A 26,270-nucleotide genomic window follows, 5' to 3' on the forward strand; every position below is an offset into this window, starting at 1 on the left:
CTCGGGGTGCGCCCGCGCCGTGTCGTGTGTGCCAGCCGGGGAGGGGCCGGCGGGGCCATTGGGGGGCGCAGAGGCCCCCAGCAACGAGGCTGGGGAGGCGTGAGGTGCGGTGCTGTGCGGTGCGGGGCGGGACTCAAAGGGGCAGCCGCGAGGACGAAGCACGACGACGCAAGCACCGCAACGAGGGAGCGGTAGCGACCGTGTGAGGAGCGTGGTTCGAGAGAGCGAAGCTCTCTCGTCATCACGAAAGGCGCGAAGCGCCTTTCGAACGACAGCGAGTCGCGCGAGACCTCGCGGCTGGGGCTTTGGAGGTGTTCGCGGCCGATCTCCGGTCAATCATTTATCAACTGATGTCAGGGGCGTCGGAGGGTTTCACCGGAATTCCGTGGTTAGATCTCCCGTACACCGCTAACTCCAATCAGTGAACCGTCCGGTCGTCGCTCGTGTCGATCTCCTCGATCGGGTCGGCGTTACCGAACTCGGGCGTCGGGCCGTCGCCCGGCTCCGCCCAGTCGACCGCGTTCCGGAGGACCCGCCGGACGTCCTCGTCGTAGTAGATCGGGTACGTCTCGTGGCCGGGCCGGAAGTAGAACACCTTCCCGCTCCCGCGCCGGTAACAGCAGCCGGAGCGGAACGTCTCGCCGCCCTCGAACCAGGAGGTGAAGACGAGGGTGTCGGGCGCGGGGACGTCGAACCGCTCGCCGTACATCTCCGTCTCGTCCAGCTCGATCCGCTCGCCGATCCCGTCCGCGATCGGGTGGCTCGGCTCGATCGTCCACAGCCGCTCGCGCTCGGCGGCCTCGCGCCACTTCAGCGAACAGCTGGTGCCCATCAGCCGCTTGAAGATCTTCGAGTAGTGCGCGGAGTGGAGAACCAGCAGTCCCATCCCGTCGAGGACGCGCTCGTGGACCCGGTCGACGACCGCGTCGCGCACCTCGTCGTGGGCGGCGTGGCCCCACCAGACGAGCACGTCGGTGTCGTCGAGGACTTCTTCGGGAAGTCCGTGCTCCGGCCCCTCGTCGAGCGTCGCGGTGCGCACCTCGTGGCCGCCCTCCTCCAGCGCGTCCGCGACGACCGCGTGGATCCCGTCGGGGTAGACCTCGGCGACGACGTCGCTCTCGCGCTCGTGGCGGTACTCGTTCCAGACCGTAACGCGTGCCATACGCCGCGTCGTCGCCGGACCGACTTGAGCGCTCGGCCTCGACGTGGCGCGCGGACCCGAAGGCACTTGCCTCGCGCACGACACGACGGCCCATGACGAGTCCCCGGACGCTGTACCGCCGGCTCGACGACTGGGCGCGCGGGCTCTCGCGGCTCAGATACGCCCTCCTCGCCGGCGTGATCGTGACGACGACGCTCCTCTCGGTCGGGGTCCTCCTCGACATCACCACGACGGTCCAAGCGGTCACGATGGGCGTCACGATGACCGCGCTCTACTACGCGTTCGACGTGAACGCGAGCGACGACTGAGCGGCGGCAGTCGATTCAGGCGGTCGCTTCGACGTCCGCGAGCCGGTCGGCCAGGTGCGCCGCGATGGAGACGGCCTCCTCCTCGACGAACCGCGCGAGCTCCTCGCCGTCGGGCGACTCGACGACGACGGTGGGGATCAGTTCGATGTCGTACTCCGCGACCAGTTCGCCCTCCTTGCCGTCGGGCCCCTTCGTCACCGGGTACGCCTCGATCCGGTCGTCGGGGACGCCGGCGGCCGCGAGCGTGGCGCCGAACTCGGGCAGCTGGCGCTGGCAGTCGCCGCACCAGTCGCCGCCCCACACCTTAAATACGTAGTCGTCGGCTCCGAGCGCTTCGAGGACGGCGTCGTCGAACGCGTCCGCGTCGAGGTCGGCGGCGGGCGCGAGGGTTTCGAGGGTCATGGCGCCACGTTGGTCGCGGAGCAACGTAAACGGCGCGTCGGTGGCAAGACGAGGTTCCGGTCGGTCGCGGCGCGAACAGCCCGACGTTCCGGCGGTACGCCGACCCGACCGCTTTTAAGTGGGGACTCGACACGGACCCCTCCGAAGCCCCGGGCGCTCGGCTGGACACGGCTGCTTATAAATCGCTGATCGACACGGGCCCCTCCGAAGCCCCGGGCGCGAGGCGGGCGCACGCTCGGGGCGGTCCTCGCTCGTTCGCTGCGCTCACTCGCTGCGGTCCTACCGTCGCCTGCGCCCGCCTCGCGCCCGCCCCTTCGAGTCCCGCCCCGCACCGCACAACCCCGCATCGGACAGCCCCGCACCTCACGCCTCCCCAGCCTCGTCGCTGGCCCCCTCCGCTTCGCTCCGGGCGCCAGCGACTCCCTCGCGCGTGCGACTCGCGCCGCGTTGCGGCGCTCGTCGGCACGCGCCACCGCGTCGGCCCCGCGGTGTCGGCCGTCTATTTATAAACGGCCTCGTCCGACTCGCGGTGATTTATAAACCGATTCGGTCGTCGCGGCCGACATCGATTGCCGGAGTCCGCGGGGCCTTTGGGTCGCGGCCGCCTCCGTTCGGGTAATGGACGACGACATCCTGTCGACGCTCGGCTCGCCGCTGGTGCGGGTCGACGCGCCCGCGGGAACGACCGTGGCGGCGAAAGTCGAGTCCCGCAACCCGGGCGGCTCGGCCAAGGACCGCCCGGCGCGGTACATGGTCGAGGCCGCGGAGGAGGCGGGCGAGATCGAGCCGGGCGACCGCATCGTGGAGCCGACCTCGGGCAACACCGGCATCGGGCTGGCGATGGTCGGCGCGGTGCGCGGCTACGACGTCAGGCTCGTGATCCCGGAGGGGAAGTCGGTCGAGCGCCGCCGCCTGATGAAGGCGTACGGCGCGACGGTCGAGCTCGTCGACGGCGACATCTCCGACGCGAAGGAGCGCGCCGACGAGCTCGAAGAAGACCCGAACACCGTCCAGCTCCGCCAGTTCGAGAACCCCGCGAACCCCCGCGCCCACTACGAGACGACCGGGCCCGAGATACTCGATCAGGTCGGCAACCGGACCATTGACGCCCTCGTCGCGGGCGTCGGCACCGGCGGCACGCTCTCCGGGATCGGCCGCCGCCTGCGCGAGGCGTTCCCGGACGTCCGGATCGACGCGGTCGAGCCCGCGGACAACGCCGTCCTCTCCGGCGGTCCGGCGGGGAACGACGGCTTTCAGGGGATGGGGCCGGGGTTCGTCGCGCCGAACCTCGACGTCGACCTGATCGACGAGATCCGCACGGTCGAACTCGAGGACGCCGAGGCCGAGTGCCGCCGCCTCGCCCGCGAGGAGGGGATCTTAGTCGGTCAGTCGTCGGGCGCCTCGAACCTCGCCGCGAAGGACGTGGCGGCCGAACTCCGCGAGCGCGGCTCGTTCGCCGGCGAGGAACCGCTCGTCGTTACCGTCTTCTGGGACAGCGGCGAGCGCTACCTGACCGCGGGGACCTTCGACGAGTGACCCCGGAGTCGACGCGGACCGGCGCGGTCGACGCGCTCGTCACGGCCCCCGAGAGCGGCGCGCCTCCCGTCCGTCGCGACGCGGTCGAGATCCGCCCCGACGGCGTCGCGGGCGACCGCTACCGAAGCGGCGACGGGCACTTCCGGCTCGACGCCTGCGCGGTCACCCTCGTCGCCGCGGAGGCGCTCGCGGCGGTCCGCGAGGAGACCGGCATCGACGTGCGCGACGGTCGGCACCGCCGGAACGTCGTCGTCGACGGGTTCGGCGCCGAGATGGACGCGCTGCTCGACGCGACCGTCGCGGTGGGCGACGCGCTCCTGCGCCCGACCCGGCGGCGCCCGCCCTGCGCCCACGTCGAGGAGCTCGCCGGCGAGGACGGGCTCGCGTCGGCGCTCCGGAACCGCGGCGGACTCTGCTGTGACGTGGTCGAGCCCGGCCGCGTCGCGGTCGGCGACGCCGTCTCGGTCCGCGAGGCCGATCCGCGCACCGCGGGCGCGGCGATCGCGGAGCGGCTCACGGAGCGGGAGCGAACCGCGGAAAAGGATCGAACCGCGGACCGAGAGTGAACCCCCCGACGGCTCGCCGCGAGAGGACGGTTTATACGGGTCGCGCGAGTCGGCCGAGACGAGACGTGAACCGCGCAGTCGACGCCACGGACGTTCGGACCCCCTCGCCAGCGAACCGACCGGACCAAGCGGCGCGGAGGCGGCGGTCGACGTGAACTGGCGCTACCGCCACACGGTGTTGACGCTGTGTATGCTCGCCTTCTTCGTGACCTATTTCGCCCGGCTGGCGATCAGCCCGGTCGTCCCCCTCATCATCGACGACTTCGAGGTCTCGAACACGGCGGTCGGCGTCGCGCTCTCGGGGATGTGGTTCGCCTACGGCCTCTCGCAGTTCCCGAGCGGCATCCTCGCCGACCGGTTCGGCGAGCGACGCGTCATCCTCGTCGCGGTCGGGGGAACGACCGCGATGAGCCTCCTGCTCGCCGTCGTGCCCGTCTTCCCCGCGTTCGTGCTGGCGGCGGTGTTCCTCGGGCTCGCGGCGGGGCTCCACTACGCGGTGGCGACCACGCTGCTCTCGCGGACGTTCGACGACCTCGGCACCGCGGTCGGGATCCACTCGCTCGGCGGCCCGCTGGCGGGACTCGTCGCGCCGGTCGCGGCGACGTGGGTCGGCGTCCGCCACGGCTGGCGGCCCGGCGTCGCGCTCGCCGCGCTGGTCGGCGTCCCCATCTTCGTCCTGTTCGCGCGGCGAGTCCGTCCGACCGAGCCGCGGCGCCCGGACCAGCCGGTTGCGGAGCGGCTCAGGCTCGGGCCTCTGCTCGAACTCGTCGGGCGCCGCGAGATCCTCGTCCCGCTCGCGGTCGCGACGCTCGGGACGTACGTCGCGCAGGGCGTCATCTCCTTTCTGCCGACGTTCCTCGTCGAGCTTCGGGGGTACTCGCCCGCGTTCGCCGGCGGCGTCTTCTCCGCGTTCTTCGTCGTCCGCGCCGGGGCGCAGGTCGGGCTCGGCCGGCTCTCCGACCGGCTGGGCCGCGACGCGAGCATCGCCGCGGCGCTCTCCGGCGGGGCGCTCGGCCTCGGGGGGCTGGTCGCGCTCCCCGACCTCGTCGAACTCCCGACCGCGGTCGGGCTGCCGGCGCTCCCGACGCTCGCCGGCCTCGGAGTCGCCGTGTTCCTCGCCGGCCTCGGCTCCTCGTTCTTCTCGGCGATCGACCCGCGCTTCATGGACGCGCTCGGCGACGCGGAGCGCGGCGCCGGCTTCGGGCTGATCCGAACCGTCTACACGGTGATCGGCTCGGCCGGCTCCGTCGGCGTCGGCCTCGTCGCGGACCTCTTCGGCTGGGCGGCGTCGTTCGCGGTCATCGCCGGGATGTCAGGGGTCGCGTTCCTCGTCATCTCGGTGAACGCGCTCGTCGGCGAGGGGCGGTGAGGCGGTCGGAGGGCGCCGCGCCCGCGGTCGCTCCCGGCTCTCCCCGGTCAGCCGACGTAGCGCCGTCGCGTCGAGCGCTCGCCGTCGGGTCCGTAGACCGTGACGACCTCGCCCTCGTCGTCGAGCGCGGGTGCGCTTCGTCCGAGGTAGTGGTCGGTCGCCGTGTCCGTCCCCGAGCCGACGTGAACGGTGAGGGTCTCGTCCGGGCCGAGCGTCGCGCCGGGGAGGTCGTCGCGCTGGCCGTCGAGGTCGACGACGTACCCGGTCAGGTCGATCGGGTCGTCCGCGGCGTTGCGCAGCGTCACCGACTCGTCGAGGGGGCCGCCCGATCCGTCGCCGACGCCGCTGCCCGGCCCCGCGTCGACCGCGTGGATCACGAGCCCGTCGGGCTCCGCCTCCGCCGCGAACGCCGTGACGTCGGCGAGCGTGTACCCCTCGGTCGGGGTCGGCTGCGGGAGGCTCGGCTCCCAGTCGTCGGGCGCGGCGTTCGGGTAGGCGCTCTCGTCGGCCTCGAGCAGCCCGATGAGCGTCTCGGCGACGATCCGGCTGCCGACCGCGCCGAGGCGCTCGCCGTCCTGCTGGTGCTCGGCCTCCGCGAGCACGTAGTACCACAGGGGCGCGTGCGGGTCGGCGCCGCGGCCGTGCGTCCGGAGCGTCCGCATGATCGGCGAGTCCTCGCCGAACGCCTCGTTGCGGATCGGGTCGTACCCCATCCGCGCTGCGACGTCCTGCCCGGAGGAGATGCCCAGCGCCTTCGCGCGGCGGAGATTCCGGACGGCGAGCGAGGAGTCGCCCGATATCGGCAGGTCGAACAGCGTCGGCGCGAGCCGGGAGTCTATCTTCCGCGCGGGCTGGTAGTCGCCGTCGCCGGTGTCCAACAGGCGCGACCAGTCGACGACGAGGTCGCTCGGGACCGGCCGCCCGCCGCGGAGGTTCCGACCGTCTCCCGCCCCGGTCGGGAACAGCGGCACCTCGCCGACCTCGTCGTTGACGTCGAACGCGTTCCGGATCATGCTGTGGCCGAAGCGGTAGGCGGCGCCGCCGAACTCGACGGGGATCGCCGGGGTGCGCCCCGGCGGGACGAAATGCTGCCGGCCGCGCTCCTCGATGTCGTCGAGGACGTACCGATCGCAGATCCGCGGCAGGAAGTCGTGTCGCACGACCCACTGGTAGTGCCACCTGACGAGCCGCTGCGCCGCTTCGAGGACGGACTCGCCCTCCTCGACGAGGTCGGAGCCCGGGCCGCGGAGGTGGTCGACGACGCGGTTGTGGAAGTTGACGAACGCGAGCTGAAGCTGGGAGACGACCACGTTCTCGTCGTTTCGCGGGTCGCCGATCACCGCGACCCCCTGTTCGTTCCGCTGGAGGTCGGTCCCGGGGAGCCCCGAGAGCCCCCCGCCGTCCTGGGCGTCGGGCGCGGCCGCCTGACCGGTGAGCAGCTTGCGCTCGTCCGTCTCGTGGTCGTAGAGGAACGGCGCCGCCTCGGCGTTCGTCCGGTACAGCGAGTCGAGGTCGAGCGCCGGGGTGCGGAAGTTCCGCAGCGCCGCCGGGTCGTTGCGCCGGTCGATGTCGGAGGTCGGGTCGAACGTGACGTCGTGGTCGACGAACTGGCCGAAGATCCCGTAGCCGGCAGGGGTCTCGGCGTCGCCGACCGGGTCGTCGGGCGACTCCATCATCGGCGCGCCCGCCTCGCCGTCGGCGCCGCCGAGCGTCCGGAGCAGGTCCTCGTCGCGCTCGTACGGGTCGAGCCCCGGGAACTGCGTGTGGAACCGGTGGCTCCTGACCGGCCCGGCGGCGGTACACGCCGCGTCGTTCATCCCCCGGTGTTCGGTTCCACCGTGGATCGCGACGCTGTGCGCGTTCACCATTAGGCGAAGCGTCGTCTCGTTCCCCTCCGGCCGGTCTCGCCGTCGGACCGGCTCCGCATCGCCCCCGCCGGCGGGGTTCCGCACCGTGAACGAGACGTCGTCGACGTCGACGCCGCCGTCCGCCTCGAGGACGAACCCCCCGTCGTCGTCCGTGGTCCAGTAGCCGATCCGGTCCCCGTCGCCGCCCCGCCGCTCGCCGACCACGACCCGACCCGCCAGCGGCCGGTCGTCGCCGTCCACGACGCGACAGCGTATCTTGTCAGTAGTACTCATGGTATGATAAACCAATCATCAGTGAGAAAAAATTTTCTAAATGAACTTTCAACGAGTTTCGCGGATCATGTTGCTGGTTCGATCGCGGCGCGCCGGGGCCGGGTCTCGCGTGCGAACGCGGTCCGTGCGACCCGAACCTTCGAGTCGGACCGTGACGAACGGCCACCGTGTACGACTACCACGCCCACACGAACTACTCGGACGGGGCGTTCCTCCGGTGGATGGTCGACGCGGCCGCGGACGCCGGACTCGACGGGATCGGGCTCGCCGACCACTGTAACGTCTCGCCGGAGCCGAGCGCGCGGCGCTACAAGCGCGCGTTGGGGTTCAACCTCGACCTGACGTACGAGCGGCGCCGCGAGGCGATCGAGGCGGTCCGCGGGGACGTCGACATCGACGTGTTCGACGCCGTCGAGATGGACTACGACCCCGCCCACGAGGACGCGATCGCGGAGTTCCTCGACGACGCCGGCTTCGATTACGCCGTCGGCAGCGTCCACGAACTCGACGGCGCGAACGTCCACACGCGCTCGCACTTCGCGGACAAGCCGGAGTCCGAGCGGCGCGAACTGGTCGACCGCTACTTCGAGAAGCTCGTTTCGCTCGTCGAGTCGGAGCTGTTCGCGGTCGCCGCGCACCCGGACCTGATCGAGCGCAACCCGCACCTCCGCGGGTTCGCGACCGAGGACCACTACGCCGCGGTCGCCGACGCCCTCCGGAGCTCGCGGACCGCCCCGGAGATCAACGCCGGACGCCTGCTCGACGACTACGGGGAGTTCCACCCGGCGCCCGCGTTCCTCGACCGTCTCGTCGACGCGGGGACCGGGGCGACCGTCGGGACCGACAGCCACGAACCGGACGAGATTGCGCCCCGAGCGCGGGAGGTCGAGGCCGAACTCGACCGGCGCGGGTTGGAGCCGCTGCGGATCGGTGAAATCGTTTCGGACTCCAGAACAAGTGGGGAATAGCTTGACTTCGGCTTACGCCTCGTCAAACACCGATAGGCTCGCTGCGCTCGCCTATCGAGTTCGACTTCGCTTCGCTCAGTCGAACAACGCCTGACAGGGTCAGGCGAGCACGACGAAGCTACGCTTCGTCGAACAACGTCTCGCCGTCGACCATGTGCTCCTCGACGGTGTCCATGTCGAGCGTGAGGCCGAGGCCCGGCTTCTCGGGCACCTCGATGTAGCCGTCCTCGATGACGTCCTCCTCGACGAGGTCCTCCCACCAGCCGAGCTCGTAGGAGTGGTACTCGATCGCGAGCGAGTTCGGGATCGAGGTGCCGACGTGTGCCGCCGCCATCGTCGCGACCGGCGAGGCGACGTTGTGCATCGCGACCGGGACGTAGTACTGGTTCGCCACGTCCGCGATCTTGCGGGTCTCGCGCATGCCGCCGACCTTCGGTAGGTCGGGCGCGACGATGTCGACCGCCTGGTTCTCGATGAGGCGGCGCAGTTCGGTGACGCGGTAGCGGTTCTCGCCGACCGTGATCGGCGTGGTCGTGTTCTTCGTGACCTCCTCCTGGACCTCGAGGTTCTCCGGCGGGACGGGGTCTTCGAGCCACCACACGTCGTACTCCTCGATGGCGTCCGCGAGGCGCTTCGCGGAGCCGCCCGAGAACGTCCAGTGGCAGTCGAAGGAGACGTCGGCCTTGTCCTTCACGCGCTCGGTGACCTTCTCCACGATCTCCGCCTTGTGCCGGATCTCGCCGGGGCGGAGGTGGCGGTTCGCGCGGTCCTTCTCGAAGCCGCTCGGCACGTCGAGGTCGAACTTCAGGGCGTCGTAGCCCAACTCGTCGACGACGCGCTCGGCCTCGTCGGCGCACGCCTCGGGATCGGCCTCCTCCTCGGTGTGGCAGTCGCAGTAGACGCGCATCTTGTCGCGGTACTTGCCGCCGAGCAGCTGGTAGGCGGGGACGTCGAGGATCTTGCCGGCGACGTCGTGGAGCGCGACCTCGATGCCGGAGATGGCCGAGACGGTGACGCCCTCGACGGAGCCCTCGCCGGACATCTTCTGGATGAGGTGCTCGTAGAGGCGGTCGATGTCGAGCGGGTTCTCGCCGACGACGAACGGCTTCATCCGCTCGATGAGTTCGGGCACCCCGGCGCCCCAGTAGGCCTCACCGGTGCCGACGATGCCCGCGTCGGTGTAGACGCGAACGAGCGTCCACGGGAAGTTCCCGTCGACCATCGTCGTCTGAACGTCCGTGATCTCGACGTCGCGGTCGCCGCCGCGCGTCCCGGTAGTCCCCATCGTCTCGGCGGAGAGCTCCCGCATCGTGTACTCCGCGTTCGGGTCGTGGAGCGACTCGTAGTTACGGCTCATACGACCCCGGTTCATTCGGAACAGGGTAAACGTTTACCTTCGCACGCCGCGCGTCCGAACAGGTGGCTTTTCATCCCCGTACGCGCAATGGCACCCATGGTCGAAATCACCGATTCTCTCGCGTGTCTGTACACGGGTCGGGTGGAGTCCCGCGGCGACGACTACGTCGTCACCGTGCCCGCCTCGGAGATCGAACACGGAAGCGTCACCGAGGGGGAAACGTATCGGATCGCCGTCTTAGACCGCTCCGGGCCCGACGAGGGGGGGTCGGCGTCCGCCGCCGACGGCGACGCCGCCTCCGTCCCTGACGCGAGCAGTAGCTCGGGCGAGGCCGCGTCCGACGACGGCCAGCGCCCCACCTCTCGCGGCGCCGCCGGCGCGGTACAGCCGGACCCGCCCGTCTCGGAGGGCGAGGTACGGGACGTGACGATCGAGACCTTGGGCGACAAGGGCGACGGGATCGCGAAGATCGAGCGCGGCTACGTCGTCATCGTCCCGGACGCCGAGCCCGGCGAGGAGCCGACCGTCGAGATCACGAGCGTCCGCGAGAACGTCTCGTTCGCGAACGTCGTCGAGGAGTAGCGACCGAGCGGAGTCGAAGCGCCACTCAGTCGCCGCGGCTTTTCTGTTCCGGCGGGGGCCCCCGCGAGAACAGCGACCGCAGGTTGGACGCCGAAAAGAACGAGGTCGGCTCGTCCATGTGGACGCCGATCTCGCCCGACAGCGCCCGCAGCCCGACCCGCTGAATCGGTTCGGGCAGCGAGTAACACCGCCGGATCGCCTTTCCGAGCCGGATCTCCGTGGCGAGCTCGTCGCGCCACCCGGACTCGTAGTCGGCGAGCGTCGCCGGGTCGCGCGGGTCGATCGCGGCCGCGGCGACGTCGGCCGCGCGCATCCCGTAGAGGATGCCGCCGCCGGTGAACGGCTTCGTCTGCGCGGCGGCGTCGCCGATCAGGAAGCCGCGGTCGCTCGTCGTCCGGGCCGGCGGGCCCACGGGGATCGCCCCCGAGCAGCGTCGGTCGGTCGTCGCGCCGTACGCGTCCGTGAGCCGGTCGAACATCCCCGACACGTCCTCGCTCGGCGGCGCCGCTAACCCGTACTCGACGCCCGCGTCGTCGCGGGGGATCCGCCACGCGAAGAACGTCGGCGCGGTGAGGTGGACGTCGACGAAGTCGCCCGCGTCCGGCTCCGGATCGAACCCGAGGACGCCGTGGAGCAGTTCGTCCGGCTCCGGGAGGTCGAGCGCGCGGCGCACCCGCGAGGTCGGCCCGTCGCAGCCGGCGACCATCCGCGCCTCGACCCGCTCCACGTCGCCCGCGGGCGTCTTGACGTCGACGACGACCCGCTCGGACCGCTCCTCGACGCCGACGACCGTGTGGTTCTCTCGCACGTCGGCGCCGGCCTCGCGCGCGCAGTCCGCGAGTGCGCGGTCGAGGCCGACGCGGTCGATCACGTTCGACACCGGCTCCCGCTTGTAGAACGGGTACGCCTTCGACCCCTGACCGCCGACGTGGAAGCGAGCGCCGTACACCAGGTTCTGGAGGAGCTCGTCGCGGGCGCCGTCGGGGACGTACTCCCACACGTCGTCGGAGACGTGCCCGGAGCAGGCGAGCGGCTCGCCGACCGACCCCTTCTCGAAGGCGACGACGTCGCGGCCGGCCTCGGCCGCGCGCCGGGCGAACCGGGAGCCCGGCGGGCCCGCGCCCACGACGACGAAATCGTACATGGAGGGAGCGAGGTGACGGGGATATTTAATTACGACGCGGCTTACTCGAGGCGAGCCAGTAGGTTGAGGACGTAAACGGTCCGGAGCATCGCCGCGGACTGCCCGCGCGCGAACACCAGCTCGTCGCGGTCGAGCACGTGCGAGAGCACGTCCGCGGTGGCGTGTTCGGGGGCCGCCGAGACGCCCATCCCCCGTTCGGCGACCCACTCCATCACCCGGAGGTCGGACTTGCTGTCGCCCATCACCATGAGGAACGGGTCCCGAACGTCGAGCACGTCGAGCGCCGCCTCGACGCCGGCGACCTTGTCCAGCTCCAGCGAGCTGATCTCCGCGGCGTCGGCGCGGTAGTAGCCGACGTCTATCCGGTCGAACAGCGACGCGACCGGCTCCGGAACCGCGCCGGTTTCGGCCGGGTCGTCGACGTCCGCCGCCTCGATCACCTCCCGGATCTCGGGGTCGGCCGCCGCGTAGTGGGCGCGCGCCCACGCGGCGCCGCGGTCTCCCGGATCGACGCCGTCCGCGTCGAGGCCGTCGGCGACCCGATCGACGACGACCTCGCCGAGCAGGTCGATCAGGTGGACGAGCCCGTCGTCGATCACGGCCTCGGCGTCCGCGCCGCCGGTCTCGAAGTTGGGCTTCAGGGTGACGTTGAACTCGTTTCCCTGGAGGTGACAGCCGCGGCGGACGTTCTCCGGCGCGTCCGGGAGGGCCCGCGACCGCACCGCGTCGAAGGTCCCGCGGACCGACTCGTCGAGGTCGTCGTACAGCAGACGCTTCGTGCGCGAGCCGTGGCCCGGGGTGAACACGCCGTTTCCGGCCTCGTAGACGATCGAGAAGCGCCCGGAGTGGACGAGCTCGTTGCCGAGCCCCTGGATCATGAACCCCTTCACGTTCTCCAGCGTCTGGCCGGTACAGATGACGATCGGTATGCCGGCGTCGTGCAGCTCCGTCAGCACGTGGAGCGTCTCCCGGGGGATCTCGTTGTCCGTGCCGCCCGCGGACCGGAGCGTCTCGTCGACGTCCAACACGAGGGCGTTGACGGCGCGGTCGTAGCGCGCGTGGAGGTCAAGCGCGGTGAACGCCGCCTCCCGGTCGGCGTGGGCCGCGATCTCGGCGTAGGTGGCTCCCCCGGGCAGCGACTCCCGGATCTCTCGTTTCAGTCGGTCGAGCTCCTCGCTGGCCTCCTCCCAGTGCTCCAGCGCCACCCGCGAGTCGACGGGAGGGAACAGGTCCACGAACGACTGGTGTTCGCGGAGCGTCTCCGCGTCGAACTCGTCGTACAGGCGATAGAGGAGGTCGTGCCGCTCCATGGTCGCCCTGCGATCCGGGGTCCGTAAAACGTACCGTCTCCCGTCGGACCCGGCGTCGAGGAGCGCGACCGCCCGCATCGCTACTTCGACGGCTCACGCGTCGCTACTTCGACGGCTCCCGCGTCTACAACCACTCCAGCGCCGCGTCGAGCTCGGTCCGCGGCGGCGAGCAGGTGAACCCCTCGCAGACGTAGGCGGTCGCCTCGCCGTCGGTCGCGTCGCGGTCCGCCCAGATCGGCGGCGCCTCCGTCATGTCGAGTCGGTCGAGCCACTCGTCGAGTCCGTCCTCCGTGGCCGGGCGCGGCGCGACGAGGGCGCCCGGCAGGTACCGCTCGCCGAGCGTCTCGCGCCACTCGGCGGGGACCTCGTCGGCGGCGATCGTCACCTCGATACCGCCGGTCTCGACGACGTCCGCGGCCCGCACGAGCGAGGCGTGTTCCAGCGGGCTCCCGCGGACTCGGTCCGCGTGGGTCCGCACGACGCGCCGGGCGATCTCGCGGAACTCCCCGTCGGTCCGGAAGCCGTCGAGGAGCGCGAGCGTCTCGGCCGCGACGCCGAGGCTCGACGGCGTCGACCGGTCGGTGAATTCCTGCGGCCGCGCGATGAGCGGCCCGGTGTCGGCGTCCCCGGCGCTCTCACCGCCTTTCGCGGCCCCCTCGCTGTCGAGGTCGCGGGTGAAGTAGATCGTCCCGTCGTCGGCGTCGTAGAACTCGTCGACGAGGTCCTCGGCCAACTCCAGCGCGAACCCGAGCGGCTCCGGGTCGCCGGTCGCGGCGTAGACGTCGAGCGCGCCGCGCGCGAGGAACGCGTAGTCGTCGAGGTACCCCGGCCCGCGCACGTCGCCGTCGAGCCAGCGCCGGGCGAGCGCGCCGGTCTCGGCGTCCGGATCGTGGAGCCGCTCGCGGCAGAAGTCGAGCGCCTCGCGGGCGATGTCGGCGTGCGGCTCGCCGAGGGCGTTCCCGGCCCGCGCGAACGCTGAGATCGCCCGCCCGTTCCACGAGGCCAACACCTTCTCGTCGCGGGCGGGCCGCGGCCGCGACTCCCGCGCGTCGAACAGCGTCGTTCGGGCCTCGGTCAGAATCTCTCGGACCCCGTCGGACGAGAGGTCGCGCTCCGCGGCCAGCTCCTCGATCGAGGCCGCGATCGTCGGGACGGTCGTGCCGCGCTCGAAGTTGCCGCCGGACCGGATCCCGTACCGCTCCTTCGCGAGCGACGCCGCCGGCTCGTCGAGGACGGCGTCGACCTCCTCGGGCGTCCAGACGTAGAAGGCGCCCTCGACGTCCTCGTCCTCGGCGGATTCGCTCTCGTCCTCGCCCCGCCGGCTCTCGGGCGGCCGGCTCCGCGCGTCGAGCGTGCTGAAGAACGCGCCGTCGTCGTGGCGCAGCTCGCGGTCGAGGAACGCGAGCGACTCGCTCGCCACGCGGGCGTACGCGGGGTCCCCCGACAGGCGGTAGCCGTCGAGGTACGCCATCGGCAGCTCGGCGTTGTCGTACAGCATCTTCTCGAAGTGCGGGACCGTCCACTCGCGGTCGACCGCGTAGCGGTGGAACCCGCCGCCGATCTGGTCGTACATCCCGCCGCGGGCCATCCCGTCGAGGGTCCCCGTCGCGGCCGAGAGGAGCGCATCGCGGCCGCGGCCGGCGTACGCGCGCATGAGGAGGTCGATCCGTCCCGGCATCGGGAACTTCGCGCCGCCGCTCCCGAAGCCGCCGTACTCCTCGTCGTAGCCGCGGAGCGCGGCCGCGGCGGCCGTGTCGAGCAGGTCCTCTCCCGACGGCGAGGCGTCGCCTTCACCGTCCGGATTTCCTGCGTCCGGCGTCGGCACCGACTCAAGTTCGTCGCGCGCGCTCTCGGCCCACTGGTCGGCGCGCCGCTTCATCTCCTCGCGCTGCTCGGGGTCGCTCCAGGAGTCGGCGATCCGCTCGCAGAGCCCGCGGAAGCCGGGGTGATTCTGGCGCGGCTCGGGCGGGAAGTAGGTCCCGACGTAGAACGGCTTCCCCTCGGGCGTACACCACGCCGAGAGCGGCCACCCGCCGCCCCCCGTGACGAGCTGGCAGACGGTCATGAACGTGCTGTCGACGTCCGGCCGCTCCTCGCGGTCGACCTTGATCGGGACGAACGACTCGTTCACGACGCTCGCGACCGACTCGTCCTCGAAGCTCTCCTCCGCCATGACGTGACACCAGTGACACGAGGAGTAGCCGATGGAGACGAACACCGGCACGTCGTGCTCGCGCGCTCGCTCGAACGCCTCGTCGCCCCACGGCTGCCAGTTAACGGGGTTGTCCGCGTGCTGTTGGAGGTAGGGACTCGCCTCCCCGTCGAGGCGGTTCCGCTCGGTCGGCTGTGACATACGCCCGATTCGGCCCGGCGGGGCAAAAGGCGTCCGCACCGGGACGAGCGCCGGCCCTCAATCCAGAAAACAACCACGATTATGTGTATCTCGGACCGGACAGAGAGTAAGGCTTACACTACCGTGCGGGTATCCGTCGGACATGACGGAGACCGTACTCTTGGTGGGGGGCGGCGGGCGCGAACACGCGATCGCCCGCGCCGTGGCGGACGACTGCGAGCTGTACGCCTGCGCGAGCGTCCGGAACCCGGGGATCCGGCGACTCGCCGAGGGCTTCGAGGCGATCGACGAGACCGACGCCGCCGCGGTCGCCGACTACGCGACCGCGGTCGGCGCGGACCTGGCGGTCATCGGCCCCGAATCGGCGCTGGAGGCCGGCGTCGCCGACGCGCTCGACGACGCCGGCGTCTACGCGTTCGGCCCCCGGGCGGCGGAGGCGCGTCTGGAGACGGACAAGGCGTACCAGCGCGAGTTCATGGAGGAACACGCGATCCCGGGCTGTCCGGACTACGCGGTGTTCGACGACATGACGGCGGCCCGCGAGTACATCGACGAGTACGACGGCGACCTCGCGGTCAAGCCCGCCGGGCTCACCGGCGGCAAGGGCGTGAAGGTGATCGGCGATCAGGTGACCGCCGAAGAGGCGAAGGCGTACCTCCGCGACTCCGACTACCAGCGGGTCGTCCTCGAAGAGCGGCTCGTCGGCGAGGAGTTCACGATCCAGGCATTCGTCGCCAACGGCGACGTGCGAACGACTCCCGCAGTCCAGGACCACAAGCGCGCCTACGAGGGCGACGAGGGGCCGAACACCGGCGGGATGGGGTCGTACTCCGACACGGGCCTCTCGCTGCCGTTCATGGCCGAGGGCGACTACGACGCGGCCGTCGACGTACTGGACGCCGTCGTCGACGCCCTCCCGGACTACAAGGGCGTGCTGTACGGCCAGTTCATGCTCACCGACGAGGGGCCGAAGGTCGTCGAGTTCAACGCGCGCTTCGGCGACCCCGAGGCGATGAACACGCTACCCGTCCTCGACACGCCCTTCGTCGACGTGCTCGCCGCCGCGCGCGACGGCGAGTCGCTCCCCGAACTCGCGTTCTCGGGCGAGGCGACCGTCTGTAAGTACGCGGTTCCCGACGGCTACCCGACCGACCCCGACGCGGGCGCGGAGATCGCGGTCGACGAGGAGGGCGCGGGCGACGCGCTCCTCTACTACGCGAGCGTCGACGAGCGCGACGGCCGCCTGTACACGACCACGTCGCGCGCGTTCGCCGTCGTCGGTCGCGGCGACTCGATCGCGGCCGCCGAGGAACAGGCCGAGAACGCGCTGGCGGCCGCGGGCGACCGCGTCCGGATCCGCCACGACATCGGGAAGGCGGACCTCGTCCGGCGCCGGATCGACCACATGGACGAACTCCGGAACTGAGGCCGCGAGTCGCCCGGGTCGCGGCCGCCCCCGAACCGTCGCCGCCGCGCTCCGAACCGTCGCGGCCGGGAGCGACCCTTTTATTCTCGCCGGCCGAACGGCGTGACGTGACAGACGACGACGCGGCCGCGGCGCCCGACGATCCGGACGCGACGCGCGGCGATTCGGATGCCACGCGCGAGGACCCGGACGCGACGCGCGGCGATTCGGATGCCACGCGCGAGGACCCGGACGCGACGCGCGACGACGCCGAGACGCCCCGCAGCGATCGCCTCGACCGATTTCCGACGTCGGGCCCCCGCAACTCGCTGTGGTCGTGGCCGGACGCGAAGTCGCCGCTCGCGGTCGTCCGCAACTACGTCGTGATCGTCCTCGCGCGGATCTGTCCGAGCCTCCGGCTGAAGAACTGGCTACTGCGGCGGATCGGCGTCACAGTCGGGACCGGCGTCGCGTGGGGACTGGAGTCGACGCCGGACGTGTTCTGGCCCGAGCGGATCACCGTCGGCGACGACGCGATAATCGGGTACGACGCCACGCTGCTCTGCCACGAGTTCCTCCGCGAGGAGTACCGGCTCGGCGACGTGGTCGTCGAGGAGGGAGCGATGATCGGCGCGGGGGCGATCGTCCTCCCCGGCGTCACCGTCGGCGAGGGCGCGCGCGTCGCCGCGAACTCCCTCGTGGCGGAGGACGTGCCGCCCGGCGCGACCGTCGCGGGCGTGCCCGCGGAGGTCGTCTCGCAGGCCGACGCGGCTGCGAGCGACGATTAAGCGGCGTCCTCGTCGCTCGCGTCGGGGTCGACGGTCGCGGCCGAGTCGGCGTCCGCGTCGCCGGCGGCGTCCGAATCGGCGTCGCCCTCGGCGGCCGCCGACGCCTCGGCGTCCGTGATGTGCGCCTCGGTGCTCACGCGCTCTAAGTCGACGCCGACCTCCTCGGCGACGGCGTCGAGGACGGCGCGCTGTTCGGCCATCTCGTTTTCGAGCGTCTTGACGCGCTCCGCGGTGTCTTTCACCGTCTCCTGCGTCTCGTCGACCTCGTCGCGGAGCTCGCTGATCTTCTTGTAGGTGCGCTCCGCGCGGTCGGCGAGCGTCTGGATCTTCTTGGCGGTGTCCCCGAATCCCATACCGACGCGTCGGCCCGGCGATACGTGTGCTTTTCCGTTCGGTCCGGCCTCCGCGGCCGCTTCGGTGCCGTCGCGCCTCCGGCCGACGGTGGGCTTTTGCCCGACTCGCCCGTGATCCGGGTATGAGCGTCGACCGGATCCTGTTGACCAACGACGACGGCGTCGACGCCGCGGGGCTGCGCGCGCTGTACGACGCGCTCGCCGACGAGTACGCGGTGACCGTCGTCGCGCCGGCCGACGACCAGTCGTCCGTCGGCCGCCGCCTCTCGGAGGACGTCGCGGTCGCGGACCACGAGCTGGGGTACGTCGTCGAGGGGACGCCGGTCGACTGCGTCGTCGCCGGCCTCGACGAGCTCGTCCCGGACGCCGACGCGGTCGTCGCGGGCTGTAACGAGGGGGCGAACCTCGGCGCCTACACCCTCGGACGGTCGGGGACCGTCTCCGCGGCGGTCGAGGCGGCGTTCTTCGACGTGCCCGCCGTGGCGACCTCGATGTACGTCCCCGGCGGTGACGACTGGTGGAAGCGGGAGTTCGAGGGCGCCGACTTCGCGCACGCGGTCCGCGCGACGCGGTTCCTGGTCGACGAGGCGGTCGGCGCGGGCGTGTTCGACCGCGCGGACTACCTCAACGTCAACGCGCCCATCGCGGACGAAGCGCGCGCGCCGCTCCGCGTCACGACGCCCTCGACGTGGTACGGGATGCGCGCGGAACGGAACGGCGACGGCCGCGTGGGATTCTCCGACCCGATCTGGGGGCGGATGAACGACGGCGACGTGCCGGACCCGGTCGGGACCGACCGGCGCGCCGTCGTCGACGGGGAGGTGTCCGTCTCGCCGCTGTCGGTGCCGCACGCGGCGGAGCCGAACGCGGGGCTCGACGAGCTGGCGGACGCCTACGAGGCGGCGGTTCGGTCGTGAAAAGGGTCCGCACCGCTCGGTCTCGGGAGAGCCGACGCGCTACTCCCCGTCCCCGGTGCTGACGGTCACCTTCGCCTCGCTCAGCACGCGGTCGCCCATCTCGTAGCCGGGCTCGTACACCTCGTGGATCGTCCCCTCCGGGCGGTCGCTGTCGACGCGGAGCATCACCTGGTGGCGCGCGGGGTCGACCTCCTCGCCGGGCTCCGGCGCTATCGACTCGACGCCCTCGTCGGCGAGCACCTCGTCGAACTTCTCTAACGTCGACTCGACGCCGGGACGGAGGTCGCTCCCCTCGTCCTGGTCGAGCGCGCGCAGGAGGTCGTTTCGGACGGGAGTGAGCCGCTCGACGAGCGCCTCGGAGGCGCGCTCGCGGATGTCCTCCTGCTTCCGCTTCGCGCGCTCCTTGTAGTTGCTGAAGTCCGCCTTCACGCGGGCGAGCTTGCTCGTCAGCTCGTCGACCTCCTCGTCGCGCTCGCGGAGCCGCTCGCGGGCCTCTTCGAGGTCGGCCTCAAGGGCGGCGACCTCCCGGGCGAGCGCCTCGTCGTGTTCGGCGACGGCCGCGGCGATCGCCTCGCCGTCGCGGCGGGCCCCGCCGCTCGGCTCCCCGTCGGCCGATTCGTTGCCGGCCGACTCGCCGGCCGCTCCCTCGGCGGCCGCCTCCGCCGTGCCGTTCGCTCTCGCCGCGTCGCCCTCGGCCTCGTCGGGGGACTCGACATCGACGGCGTCGTCGTCGCTCATACCCGATCGAAGTCGGTCGTCGGGGATAAGCGTTCAGAACCGCGACGCGACGAGTCCCAGTTCCCCTCCGGAGCCCTACTCGCGGGCCGACAGCGCCGTGACGACGCCGTTCGTCCAGCCGAACCCGTACTGGGGCTCGTACTCGCCCAGATCGGTCGTTTCGCCCACCGTCCGGACGTCGTACTTCTCCGCCATGCGGCCGGTCTCCTCGAAGGAGCTCCGCGCGAGGTCGACCCAGCGGGTCGCGATCTCGTCGGCCAGGTCGTCGTGGCCGTACCGGCGCAGGCCGGTGACGGCCATCCAGTGGAGGGGCGCCCAGCCGCTCGGCGCGTCCCACTGCTGGCCGGTGGTCTCCAGCGTCGTCACCAGTCCGCCGGGGCGGAGGAAGTCGCGACGGAGCCGGTCCGCGACCGCGGCCGCCCGGTCGTCGGTCGCGGCGCCGGTGAACAGCGGCGCGACGCCGGCGAGCGTGAGGCGGTCCGACCGCCGGTCGTCGACCCACGAGTGGTCGACGTAGAACCCCGCGTCCGCGTCCCAGCAGTATCGGTTGATCGCCTCGCGGCGGTCGGCGGCCAGGTCGGCGTACCGCTCGCCGACCTCGCTCCGTCCGACGCGCGGGAGCCACTCCGCGAGGGCGGACTCCATCCCGTAGAGGACGGCGTTGAGGTCGACCGGCACCAGTTCCGTCGTCCGGATGGTGGTGAGGTCGTCGCCCGCGAGCCACCGGGAGCTGAAGTCCCATCCGGACTCGCAGGCCGCCCGGACGTCGCGGAACAGCCCGGGTCGGTCGTCGACGTCGACCCGCTCGGCGAGCCGCCGGTCCTCGTGGTACGACTCCGGCCGCGGGCGGGCGCGGTCGTCCCAGTACCGGTTGAGGACCGTCCCGTCCGCGAGTCCGACGACGCGGCGGTGCGTCGCGGGATCGTCGGTCCCGTCGACGCCGCTGGCGCCCTCCATCCAGAACTCGTGTTCCGTCCGGAGCGCCTCGACGTGGGGCGCGACCGCGTCGAACCCCTCGGCGCGCTCCAGCACGCGGAGCATGCGGTAGAACAGCGGGACCTGCGACCGGCTGTCGTAGTACGCCCGGTTCCCGAGCGGGACGAACCCGAAGCGGTCGATCAGGGAGGCGACGTTCTCGACCATCCCCGCGATCAGGTCGGCTCGGTCGGCCGCCGCCAGCCCCTCCGCGGTGAAGTAGCTGTCCCAGTAGTACATCTCGCGGAAGCGACCGCCCGGCACGACGTGCGGGTTCGGGAGGGGGATGAGGGTCGAGCCCGCCGAACCGGCCTCCTCGAACGTGCGGGTCAACGCCCCCCACAGCGACGAGACGTGGTCCTCCATCGAGCGCGACGCGGTGAGCTCCGGGGTCGCGGCGACCGGCTCCGGCAGCCGGAAGTGGTCCTCGACGAACGACCCCAGATCGAAGTCGGGACGGTCCCGTCCGGTCAGATACCGCTCGAAGACGAGATCGGGGGAGACGCGCGGTTCGGCGTCGACGAACCGCTTGTCGTCGTCGAAGAGGTCCCGACGCTGGACGGTGCGAAAGAGCTCGCCGGAGATCTGCGGGAAATTGGTGTAGTCGAAGAGACCGGAACTCATCTTCCACACGTAGTGAAAGGATCGCTAAGTAATTATTGAATTAGCCGGACAGAGAACGGATACCGCACATCGGCGGCCGTCCTCTTATCCAAGGTCTATGATTAATTATAAGTGTAATAAATGAATACGAGCGGGTAGTTGATGACCCGCATTAGCATGCGATCGGTGAGCAAGTACTTCGACGGGGGTGACACGGTCGCCAACTACAAGCTGGACATGGAGGTGGACGACGGGGAGTTCGTGGTGTTCCTCGGCCCGTCCGGCTGCGGGAAGACGACCGCGCTCCGGATGATCGCGGGGTTGGAGGACCCCTCGGAGGGGGAGATTCACTTCGACGACGACCGCGTCGACGGGACCCCGCCCGCCGATCGCAACGTCGCGATGGTGTTCCAGAACTACGCGCTGTACCCCCACATGACCGTCAGGGAGAACATCGAGTATCCGCTGAAGGTCAGGGGGGTTCCGCCCGAGGAGCGCGACGAGCGGGTCGCGCAGGTCGCCGAGCTGCTCCACATCGAAGACCAGATGGAGAGCGACCCCGGGGAGATATCCGGCGGGCAGCGTCAGCGGACCTCGCTCGCGCGGGCGATCGTCCGCGAGCCGTCGGTGTTCCTCCTCGACGAGCCGCTCAGTAACCTCGACGCGAAGCTCCGCCTGGAGATGCGCTCCGAACTCAAGCGGATCCAGAACGAGCTCGGGATCACCACGGTGTACGTCACGCACAACCAGGAGGAGGCGATGAGCATGGGCGACAAGATCGTCGTGTTGAACGACGGGACGATCCGGCAGGTCGCCGACCCCGAGGAGCTGTACGAGCGACCGCGGACCACGTGGGTCGCGAAGTTCATCGGGTCGCCGCCCATGAACCTCTTCGAGGGCGAGAACCGCGACGGCACCGTTCAGCTCGCCGAGGGCAACACCCTCCCCACGCCGACGGAGTCGTCGTCGCCGACCGTGTCCGTCGGGGTCCGACCCGAGGACATCGACGTGTCGACGGACCCGCCGGACACGGACTGGACGGTGGCGGGAACGGTGAAGACGGTCGAACCGCTCGGGGAGTACGTGCTGGTCAACGTCGAGGTGGGCGGCTCCGTGGTGAACGTCAAGGTCCCGAAGACGGACGCCGTGGCGGGAGATCACGTCCACCTCACGTTCGACCCGACCGACGCGTACCTCTACGACGAGGACGGGGAACTGGTGGCCTGATACCATGTCAGTCGGATCGTACCTCGAGGACCGGCTCGACCGCGACGTCGACACGGAGAAGCTCACGGCGATCCTCGTGTTCATGCTTCCCGGACTCACGCTGTTCGCCATCTTCTCGGTCGGCCCGATGGTGTACTCGGCGGTCGGGGGGTTCTTCTCCTGGAACGGGTTCGATATCGGGCAGTTCGTCGGCTTCCAGACGTGGATCGCGACGTTCCAAGACGACGCGATCATCAACTGGGACAACCTCCTCGCGTTCCAGTACCCGATGGGGGCGCTCCCGCAGAACATCATCTGGATGGTCGTCCACGTCCCGCTGAGCACGCTGCTCGGCCTCGGACTCGCGCTGCTGTTCGCCGACCTGCGCGGGCGGAGCGTCCTCCGCTCGATGGTGTTCCTCGCGTTCACGACCCCCACAGTCGTGATCGGCCTCGTGCTGCTGTTCGTCTACGACCCGCAGGCCGGCATCTTCAACGGGCTGCTCCGGTCGATCGGGCTGGAGGGGCAGGTCAGGAACTGGGTCCAGGAGCCGCAGATCGCGATCTACGCGCTCATCGCCGGCGGGGTCTGGGTCCAGACCGGGTTCAGCATGCTGTTGTACAGCTCCGCGCTCGCGGGGATCGATCCGGCGTTGCTGGAATCCGCCCGCGTCGACGGCGCGGGACGGTTCCGGCGGTTCAAGGACATCATCTGGCCGCTCGTCAAGCCTGTGACGGCGGTCGTGGTGATCATGAGCATGATCTGGGTGATCCGGATCTTCGCCATCGTCTACGCGGCCGGGGGCCCGTCCGGCGGCCCGGGCGGGGTGTTCTCGGTGCTGGGCCTCGAGGTGTACCAGGCGGCGTTCTCCGTCCCGATCGAGTACAGCAAGGCGATGGTCGTCGCGCTCATCGAACTCCTGATCGCGCTCCCGATGGCGTGGTACATCGCGTCAATGGACTGATCGACTATGACCGACACACACAACGCAGACGATCCGACCGACGCCGAAAGCGAGCCGAAGACCGACGGCGGGCGCGTGTACCACGAGCCGCCGGAGACCGCGCCGACCGCCGACCGACCCCTCCCCGAACGGATCCGCGCGGCGGTGCCGAGCGGCCCGCGCGCGCTGCGGTACGCGATCGCGATCGGCGTCGCGCTCCTGTGGCTCGTCCCGCTCATCGGGTTGTTCATGGCCTCCGTCCGCCCGCTCGACCAGATCATTCAGGGCTGGTGGAACTTCGAGACGTTCACTATCACCTTCGAGAACTACGCAGAGGCCTGGACGTTCCAGTCCGGGCCCATGCGGCAGGCGATGTTGAACACCGCGATCGTCACGATCCCGTCCGTCCTCGCCGTGACGCTGCTCGGGACGATGGTCGCGTACCCGTTCGCCCGCTTCGACTTCCCGCTGAAGACCGGGCTGTTCTTCCTGCTCATCGTGGTCATGGCGGCGCCGCCGGAGCTGGTGGCGATGGGCAACTACAACACGCTGCGGACGACCGGCCTGTTCGACACGTACATGGGGCTCATCCTGGTCCACATCGGCTGGGGGATGGGGTGGGTCGTCATGTTCCTCCGGAACTTCCTCCTCGGGCTCCCCGAGGAGCTGGAGGAGGCGGCTCGGATCGACGGCGCGTCCCGCTACCAGATCTTCAAGTCGATCGTGTTGCCGTACTCCGCCCCCGCGCTCGTCTCCGTGGCGGTCATCCAGTTCACGTGGGTGTGGAACTCCTTCTTCTTCCCCCTCGTGTTCATGCGGTCCCGCGAGAACCAGCTCGCGCCGCAGGTGCTCCCGCTGATGAAGGGGCGCCTCCAGATCGACTGGGGGCTCGTCGCCGCCGGCTCGGTGCTGACGATGATCGTCCCCATCCTCCTGTTCGTCACGCTCCAGCGGTACTACAAGCAGGGGATGGTGGCCGCGGTCGCCGACTGAGCCGGCTCCGACGCCCGTTTTTCGCTCGGAGGTCGTCAGTCATCCGGGTCCTCGCCGCGCGCCCGCTTGTACATCGCGAGGGCCTCCTCGCGGCGCTCGGAGTGGTCGACGATCGGCGACGGGTACTCCGGCGCGGCGTTCGCGCGCTGCGTGGGCGACAGCTCGTGCCACTCGTGGATCAGGTCGGCATCGAGCCCCCGGAGTTCGGGGACGTAGCTCGTTATATACTCCGCGTCGGGGTCGTAGCGCTCCCCCTGCGTCATCGGGTTGAAGATACGAAAGTAGGGCTGCGCGTCGGTCCCCGTCGAGGCCGCCCACTGCCACCCGCCGTTGTCGTTGGCGGTGTCGTGGTCGGCCAGGTGCTCGCGGAAGTGGTCGTAGCCGTGCCGCCAGTCGGCGAGGAGGTCCTTCGTGAGGAAGGAGGCGACGATCATCCGCACCCGGTTGTGCATGAACGCCTCCTCGCGCAGCTGGCGCATCCCGGCGTCGACGATGGGGTACCCCGTCTCGCCGCGCTTCCACGCCGCGATCTCCTCGGGGTCGTCGCGCCACTCGATCCCCTCCTCGTACGTCTTGTAGTTCTCGGTGACCACCTCGGGGTTATGGAAGAGGACCTGCGCGTAGAACTCCCGCCACGCCAGCTGCTGTTGGAACTCCTCGACCTGCTCGGGGGCGTCCTCGGGGCGCGCGTCGGACTCCGCCTCGGCCATCGCCTCCTCCGTGGCGGCGTACGCCTCCCGGACCCCGATCTCGCCGTACTTGAAGAACGCCGAGAGCCGCGAGGTCGCCCCCTTCGCGGGGTAGTCGCGCTCGGCCTCGTAGGCGAACACGGCCTCGTCGAGGAAGTCGTCGAGACGCTCGCGGGCGGCAGCCGTACCTGCGGGGCCGAGATCCGCGTCCGGTTCCGCGAAGCCGAGGTCCGCGGGGGTCGGGAGGTCCCCGACGGCGGCGTCCGCGACCGCTCCGTCGTCGCTGCCGAGCGCGTCGACGGCGTCGACCGCGTCCGCGAGCCGGTCGGCGTCGACGAGGTCCTCGCCGGTCGGCGTCGACGCCGGCTCCGCTTTCGCGCGGTCGGTCCACTTCTTCCAGTAGTAGCTGTACACCGAGTAGGGGTCGCCGGCGTTCGTCCGGATCGCGTCGGGGTCGTGGAGGACCGCGTCGTGGCGGGCATCGCGCGCGACGTCGACCGCGTCGAGCGCGCGCCTGACGCTGGCGTCGCGCTCGCGGGCGAGCCCGGAGTAGTCGCGGTTCCAGACGACGCGCTCGGCGTCGAGCGCCGCGGCGAGCTCCGGGAGGACGGTCTCGGGGTCGCCGCGCGCGACGAGCAGGTCGCTCCCGCGCTCGCGGTAGTCGTCGCGGAGCGCGGCCAGCCCGTCGAGCAGGCGGCGGACCCGGACGTCGCTCGCGTGGTCGAGCACGCCGGGATCGAAGACGAAGACGGGCGCCGCCGGCCCGCGGTCCACGTCGCCTGCGCCGCCGGCGTCACCGGTTCCCGACGCGGCCGCGAGGCCGACGTTATCGGCGACCCTGAGGTCCCGTCGGTGCCAGAACAGCTCCATGGGATCGACACGGGCGCGGCCACCGTGAAACCACCGGGACCGGCGAGGGAGACGCCGGCCGCGACGGTCGGAATCCCTCGCGCCCTCGGGTCAGAGCTCCAGCCGCCCCGGAACGCTCACGCGGTCGAGGAGGAAGTAGCCGACCGTGAGCGCGAGGGTCAGGGCGCCGAGCGCCGCGGCCGCGAGCACCGCCTCGTTGCCCCCGCCGTAGTCCTCCGGTCGGAAGCTGATCACCCGTCGGGAGACGGCGATGATCGCGGCGCTCACGACGATCCGGAGGACCGGCTGCCCGCGGGCGTACGCGACGAGCGTCCGGTGGACCTCGACGATGATCAACAGGAGGAGGACGCTGTCGAGCAGTTCCACCACCTCGGCCGGGTCGGTGAAGTCGCCGGCGACGAGGAGGCGGTACAGCGAGACGAACAGGTCGAACACGCCGACGAGGAAGAGGAGGAGCAGGAAGTACGCCGCGCCGAGGACGAGCCACTCCATCGCCCGGGCCGCGGGATCGGCCGCGTCGTCGAGGTCGAACTCCATCGACGGACCCGTCGGCGCCCGGCAGCAAGTGGTTTCGGGTGAGCCGCGCGGGTCC

24 protein-coding genes are annotated in these 26,270 nt (G+C 70.9%); 12 read left to right on the top strand and 12 right to left on the bottom strand.

The window, feature by feature from the left end; all coding sequences use genetic code 11:
- Positions 1-418 precede the first annotated feature (418 nt).
- Positions 419-1,162, bottom strand: a complete 744-nt coding sequence (locus AC4NMM_RS03520; protein ID WP_491923545.1) for a ThuA domain-containing protein — start codon at positions 1,160-1,162, stop codon at positions 419-421.
- Positions 1,163-1,254: 92 nt separating this feature from the next.
- Here AC4NMM_RS03520 and AC4NMM_RS03525 point away from each other — a divergent pair, with 92 nt between their 5' ends.
- Positions 1,255-1,470, top strand: coding sequence for a hypothetical protein (locus AC4NMM_RS03525; RefSeq protein WP_491923546.1), 216 nt, complete (start codon positions 1,255-1,257; stop codon positions 1,468-1,470).
- Positions 1,471-1,485: 15 nt separating this feature from the next.
- Here AC4NMM_RS03525 and AC4NMM_RS03530 read toward each other — a convergent pair whose 3' ends face one another.
- Positions 1,486-1,872, bottom strand: coding sequence for a TlpA family protein disulfide reductase (locus AC4NMM_RS03530; RefSeq protein ID WP_491923547.1), 387 nt, complete (start codon positions 1,870-1,872; stop codon positions 1,486-1,488).
- 618 nt (positions 1,873-2,490) lie between these two features.
- Here AC4NMM_RS03530 and AC4NMM_RS03535 point away from each other — a divergent pair.
- The 3 genes from AC4NMM_RS03535 (at position 2,491) to AC4NMM_RS03545 (ending at position 5,343) form a co-directional block, all read left to right on the top strand.
- A complete protein-coding gene (locus tag AC4NMM_RS03535) occupies positions 2,491-3,408 on the top strand; it encodes a PLP-dependent cysteine synthase family protein (RefSeq protein ID WP_491923548.1) in 918 nt (305 codons plus the stop codon).
- Positions 3,405-3,974, top strand: coding sequence for an MOSC domain-containing protein (locus AC4NMM_RS03540; protein WP_491923549.1), 570 nt, complete (start codon positions 3,405-3,407; stop codon positions 3,972-3,974). The genes AC4NMM_RS03535 and AC4NMM_RS03540 overlap by 4 nt, the downstream gene beginning before the upstream one ends.
- A 151-nt stretch (positions 3,975-4,125) precedes the next feature.
- Positions 4,126-5,343, top strand: coding sequence for an MFS transporter (locus AC4NMM_RS03545; protein ID WP_491923550.1), 1,218 nt, complete (start codon positions 4,126-4,128; stop codon positions 5,341-5,343).
- A 47-nt stretch (positions 5,344-5,390) separates the two neighbouring features.
- Here the strand turns inward: AC4NMM_RS03545 and AC4NMM_RS03550 are convergent, their stop codons facing one another.
- Complete coding sequence (locus AC4NMM_RS03550) at positions 5,391-7,451, bottom strand: peroxidase family protein (RefSeq protein WP_096392950.1); 2,061 nt, start codon at positions 7,449-7,451, stop codon at positions 5,391-5,393.
- Positions 7,452-7,651: 200 nt separating this feature from the next.
- Between AC4NMM_RS03550 and AC4NMM_RS03555 the strand changes: the two genes are divergently transcribed.
- Positions 7,652-8,452, top strand: a complete 801-nt coding sequence (locus tag AC4NMM_RS03555) for a PHP domain-containing protein (RefSeq protein ID WP_096392949.1) — start codon at positions 7,652-7,654, stop codon at positions 8,450-8,452.
- 118 nt (positions 8,453-8,570) lie between these two features.
- Here the strand turns inward: AC4NMM_RS03555 and AC4NMM_RS03560 are convergent, their stop codons facing one another.
- Positions 8,571-9,809 carry a mandelate racemase/muconate lactonizing enzyme family protein gene (locus AC4NMM_RS03560; protein ID WP_491923551.1) on the bottom strand — a complete coding sequence of 413 codons (1,239 nt, stop codon included), beginning with the start codon at positions 9,807-9,809 and terminating at the stop codon, positions 8,571-8,573.
- Between the two features lie 96 nt (positions 9,810-9,905).
- Here AC4NMM_RS03560 and AC4NMM_RS03565 point away from each other — a divergent pair, with 96 nt between their 5' ends.
- Positions 9,906-10,391, top strand: a complete 486-nt coding sequence (locus AC4NMM_RS03565) for a TRAM domain-containing protein (RefSeq protein ID WP_096392947.1) — start codon at positions 9,906-9,908, stop codon at positions 10,389-10,391.
- A 25-nt stretch (positions 10,392-10,416) separates the two neighbouring features.
- Here AC4NMM_RS03565 and AC4NMM_RS03570 read toward each other — a convergent pair whose 3' ends face one another.
- The 3 genes from AC4NMM_RS03570 to AC4NMM_RS03580 all read right to left on the bottom strand — a co-directional run bounded on the left by AC4NMM_RS03570 (position 10,417) and on the right by AC4NMM_RS03580 (position 15,198).
- Positions 10,417-11,535, bottom strand: coding sequence for a geranylgeranyl reductase family protein (locus AC4NMM_RS03570; RefSeq protein ID WP_096392946.1), 1,119 nt, complete (start codon positions 11,533-11,535; stop codon positions 10,417-10,419).
- 41 nt (positions 11,536-11,576) lie between these two features.
- Positions 11,577-12,845, bottom strand: a complete 1,269-nt coding sequence (locus tag AC4NMM_RS03575) for an HAD family hydrolase (protein ID WP_096392945.1) — start codon at positions 12,843-12,845, stop codon at positions 11,577-11,579.
- A gap of 124 nt (positions 12,846-12,969) precedes the next feature.
- The gene (locus AC4NMM_RS03580; RefSeq protein ID WP_491923552.1) at positions 12,970-15,198 is read right to left on the bottom strand and encodes a thioredoxin domain-containing protein; all 2,229 of its coding nucleotides are present in this window, start codon (positions 15,196-15,198) and stop codon (positions 12,970-12,972) included.
- A 142-nt stretch (positions 15,199-15,340) separates the two neighbouring features.
- Here AC4NMM_RS03580 and purD point away from each other — a divergent pair, with 142 nt between their 5' ends.
- A complete protein-coding gene (purD, locus tag AC4NMM_RS03585; RefSeq protein WP_096392943.1) occupies positions 15,341-16,624 on the top strand; it encodes a phosphoribosylamine--glycine ligase in 1,284 nt (427 codons plus the stop codon).
- A 107-nt stretch (positions 16,625-16,731) separates the two neighbouring features.
- Positions 16,732-17,391 (top strand): acyltransferase, encoded by a 660-nt coding sequence (locus tag AC4NMM_RS03590; RefSeq protein ID WP_491923553.1) that lies wholly within the window; start codon positions 16,732-16,734, stop codon positions 17,389-17,391.
- On the opposite strand, the gene AC4NMM_RS03595 is transcribed toward AC4NMM_RS03590, so the two are convergent.
- Entirely contained in the window at positions 17,388-17,744 is a 357-nt protein-coding gene (locus tag AC4NMM_RS03595; protein ID WP_096392941.1) for a DUF5798 family protein, read from the bottom strand. The two genes, AC4NMM_RS03590 and AC4NMM_RS03595, sit on opposite strands and share 4 nt — an antisense overlap.
- Positions 17,745-17,866: 122 nt before the next feature.
- Here AC4NMM_RS03595 and surE point away from each other — a divergent pair, with 122 nt between their 5' ends.
- Positions 17,867-18,661, top strand: a complete 795-nt coding sequence (gene surE / locus AC4NMM_RS03600; protein ID WP_096392940.1) for a 5'/3'-nucleotidase SurE — start codon at positions 17,867-17,869, stop codon at positions 18,659-18,661.
- Positions 18,662-18,700: 39 nt separating this feature from the next.
- On the opposite strand, the gene AC4NMM_RS03605 is transcribed toward surE, so the two are convergent.
- Both AC4NMM_RS03605 and AC4NMM_RS03610 read right to left on the bottom strand, forming a co-directional pair.
- Entirely contained in the window at positions 18,701-19,399 is a 699-nt protein-coding gene (locus AC4NMM_RS03605) for a nucleotide exchange factor GrpE (protein WP_096392939.1), read from the bottom strand.
- A gap of 75 nt (positions 19,400-19,474) precedes the next feature.
- On the bottom strand, positions 19,475-20,998 hold the full coding sequence (locus AC4NMM_RS03610) for a trehalase family glycosidase (RefSeq protein ID WP_491923554.1): 1,524 nt from the start codon (positions 20,996-20,998) through the stop codon (positions 19,475-19,477).
- A 156-nt stretch (positions 20,999-21,154) separates the two neighbouring features.
- Between AC4NMM_RS03610 and AC4NMM_RS03615 the strand changes: the two genes are divergently transcribed.
- From AC4NMM_RS03615 to AC4NMM_RS03625, 3 genes are read left to right on the top strand one after another with little or no spacing between them, the layout of a single operon-like run.
- The gene (locus AC4NMM_RS03615) at positions 21,155-22,204 is read left to right on the top strand and encodes an ATP-binding cassette domain-containing protein (RefSeq protein WP_096392938.1); all 1,050 of its coding nucleotides are present in this window, start codon (positions 21,155-21,157) and stop codon (positions 22,202-22,204) included.
- Between the two features lie 4 nt (positions 22,205-22,208).
- Entirely contained in the window at positions 22,209-23,147 is a 939-nt protein-coding gene (locus tag AC4NMM_RS03620; protein ID WP_096392937.1) for a carbohydrate ABC transporter permease, read from the top strand.
- A 6-nt stretch (positions 23,148-23,153) separates the two neighbouring features.
- Positions 23,154-24,119 (top strand): carbohydrate ABC transporter permease, encoded by a 966-nt coding sequence (locus tag AC4NMM_RS03625; protein ID WP_491923555.1) that lies wholly within the window; start codon positions 23,154-23,156, stop codon positions 24,117-24,119.
- Positions 24,120-24,154: 35 nt separating this feature from the next.
- Here AC4NMM_RS03625 and AC4NMM_RS03630 read toward each other — a convergent pair whose 3' ends face one another.
- Together AC4NMM_RS03630 and AC4NMM_RS03635 are read right to left on the bottom strand one after the other, a co-directional pair.
- Positions 24,155-25,678, bottom strand: coding sequence for a cryptochrome/photolyase family protein (locus AC4NMM_RS03630; protein WP_491923556.1), 1,524 nt, complete (start codon positions 25,676-25,678; stop codon positions 24,155-24,157).
- A gap of 90 nt (positions 25,679-25,768) precedes the next feature.
- On the bottom strand, positions 25,769-26,215 hold the full coding sequence (locus AC4NMM_RS03635; protein ID WP_491923557.1) for a phosphate-starvation-inducible PsiE family protein: 447 nt from the start codon (positions 26,213-26,215) through the stop codon (positions 25,769-25,771).
- Between the last annotated feature and the right edge of the window lie 55 nt (positions 26,216-26,270).

This window comes from Halorubrum sp. SD41, assembly GCF_058630335.1.

What these genes read in the sequence shown, in the direction of transcription:
- AC4NMM_RS03530 (WP_491923547.1), bottom strand. Translation starts at nt 1,872, where the DNA reads ATGACCCTCGAAACCCTCGCGCCCGCCGCCGACCTCGACGCGGACGCG.
- purD (WP_096392943.1), top strand. Translation starts at nt 15,341, where the DNA reads ATGACGGAGACCGTACTCTTGGTGGGGGGCGGCGGGCGCGAACACGCG.
- AC4NMM_RS03595 (WP_096392941.1), bottom strand. Translation starts at nt 17,744, where the DNA reads ATGGGATTCGGGGACACCGCCAAGAAGATCCAGACGCTCGCCGACCGC.
- AC4NMM_RS03535 (WP_491923548.1), top strand. Translation starts at nt 2,491, where the DNA reads ATGGACGACGACATCCTGTCGACGCTCGGCTCGCCGCTGGTGCGGGTC.
- AC4NMM_RS03605 (WP_096392939.1), bottom strand. Translation starts at nt 19,399, where the DNA reads ATGAGCGACGACGACGCCGTCGATGTCGAGTCCCCCGACGAGGCCGAG.
- AC4NMM_RS03635 (WP_491923557.1), bottom strand. Translation starts at nt 26,215, where the DNA reads ATGGAGTTCGACCTCGACGACGCGGCCGATCCCGCGGCCCGGGCGATG.
- AC4NMM_RS03570 (WP_096392946.1), bottom strand. Translation starts at nt 11,535, where the DNA reads ATGTACGATTTCGTCGTCGTGGGCGCGGGCCCGCCGGGCTCCCGGTTC.
- AC4NMM_RS03525 (WP_491923546.1), top strand. Translation starts at nt 1,255, where the DNA reads ATGACGAGTCCCCGGACGCTGTACCGCCGGCTCGACGACTGGGCGCGC.
- AC4NMM_RS03615 (WP_096392938.1), top strand. Translation starts at nt 21,155, where the DNA reads ATGCGATCGGTGAGCAAGTACTTCGACGGGGGTGACACGGTCGCCAAC.
- AC4NMM_RS03625 (WP_491923555.1), top strand. Translation starts at nt 23,154, where the DNA reads ATGACCGACACACACAACGCAGACGATCCGACCGACGCCGAAAGCGAG.
- AC4NMM_RS03610 (WP_491923554.1), bottom strand. Translation starts at nt 20,998, where the DNA reads ATGAGTTCCGGTCTCTTCGACTACACCAATTTCCCGCAGATCTCCGGC.
- AC4NMM_RS03520 (WP_491923545.1), bottom strand. Translation starts at nt 1,162, where the DNA reads ATGGCACGCGTTACGGTCTGGAACGAGTACCGCCACGAGCGCGAGAGC.
- AC4NMM_RS03630 (WP_491923556.1), bottom strand. Translation starts at nt 25,678, where the DNA reads ATGGAGCTGTTCTGGCACCGACGGGACCTCAGGGTCGCCGATAACGTC.
- AC4NMM_RS03620 (WP_096392937.1), top strand. Translation starts at nt 22,209, where the DNA reads ATGTCAGTCGGATCGTACCTCGAGGACCGGCTCGACCGCGACGTCGAC.
- surE (WP_096392940.1), top strand. Translation starts at nt 17,867, where the DNA reads ATGAGCGTCGACCGGATCCTGTTGACCAACGACGACGGCGTCGACGCC.
- AC4NMM_RS03580 (WP_491923552.1), bottom strand. Translation starts at nt 15,198, where the DNA reads ATGTCACAGCCGACCGAGCGGAACCGCCTCGACGGGGAGGCGAGTCCC.
- AC4NMM_RS03575 (WP_096392945.1), bottom strand. Translation starts at nt 12,845, where the DNA reads ATGGAGCGGCACGACCTCCTCTATCGCCTGTACGACGAGTTCGACGCG.
- AC4NMM_RS03565 (WP_096392947.1), top strand. Translation starts at nt 9,906, where the DNA reads ATGGTCGAAATCACCGATTCTCTCGCGTGTCTGTACACGGGTCGGGTG.
- AC4NMM_RS03560 (WP_491923551.1), bottom strand. Translation starts at nt 9,809, where the DNA reads ATGAGCCGTAACTACGAGTCGCTCCACGACCCGAACGCGGAGTACACG.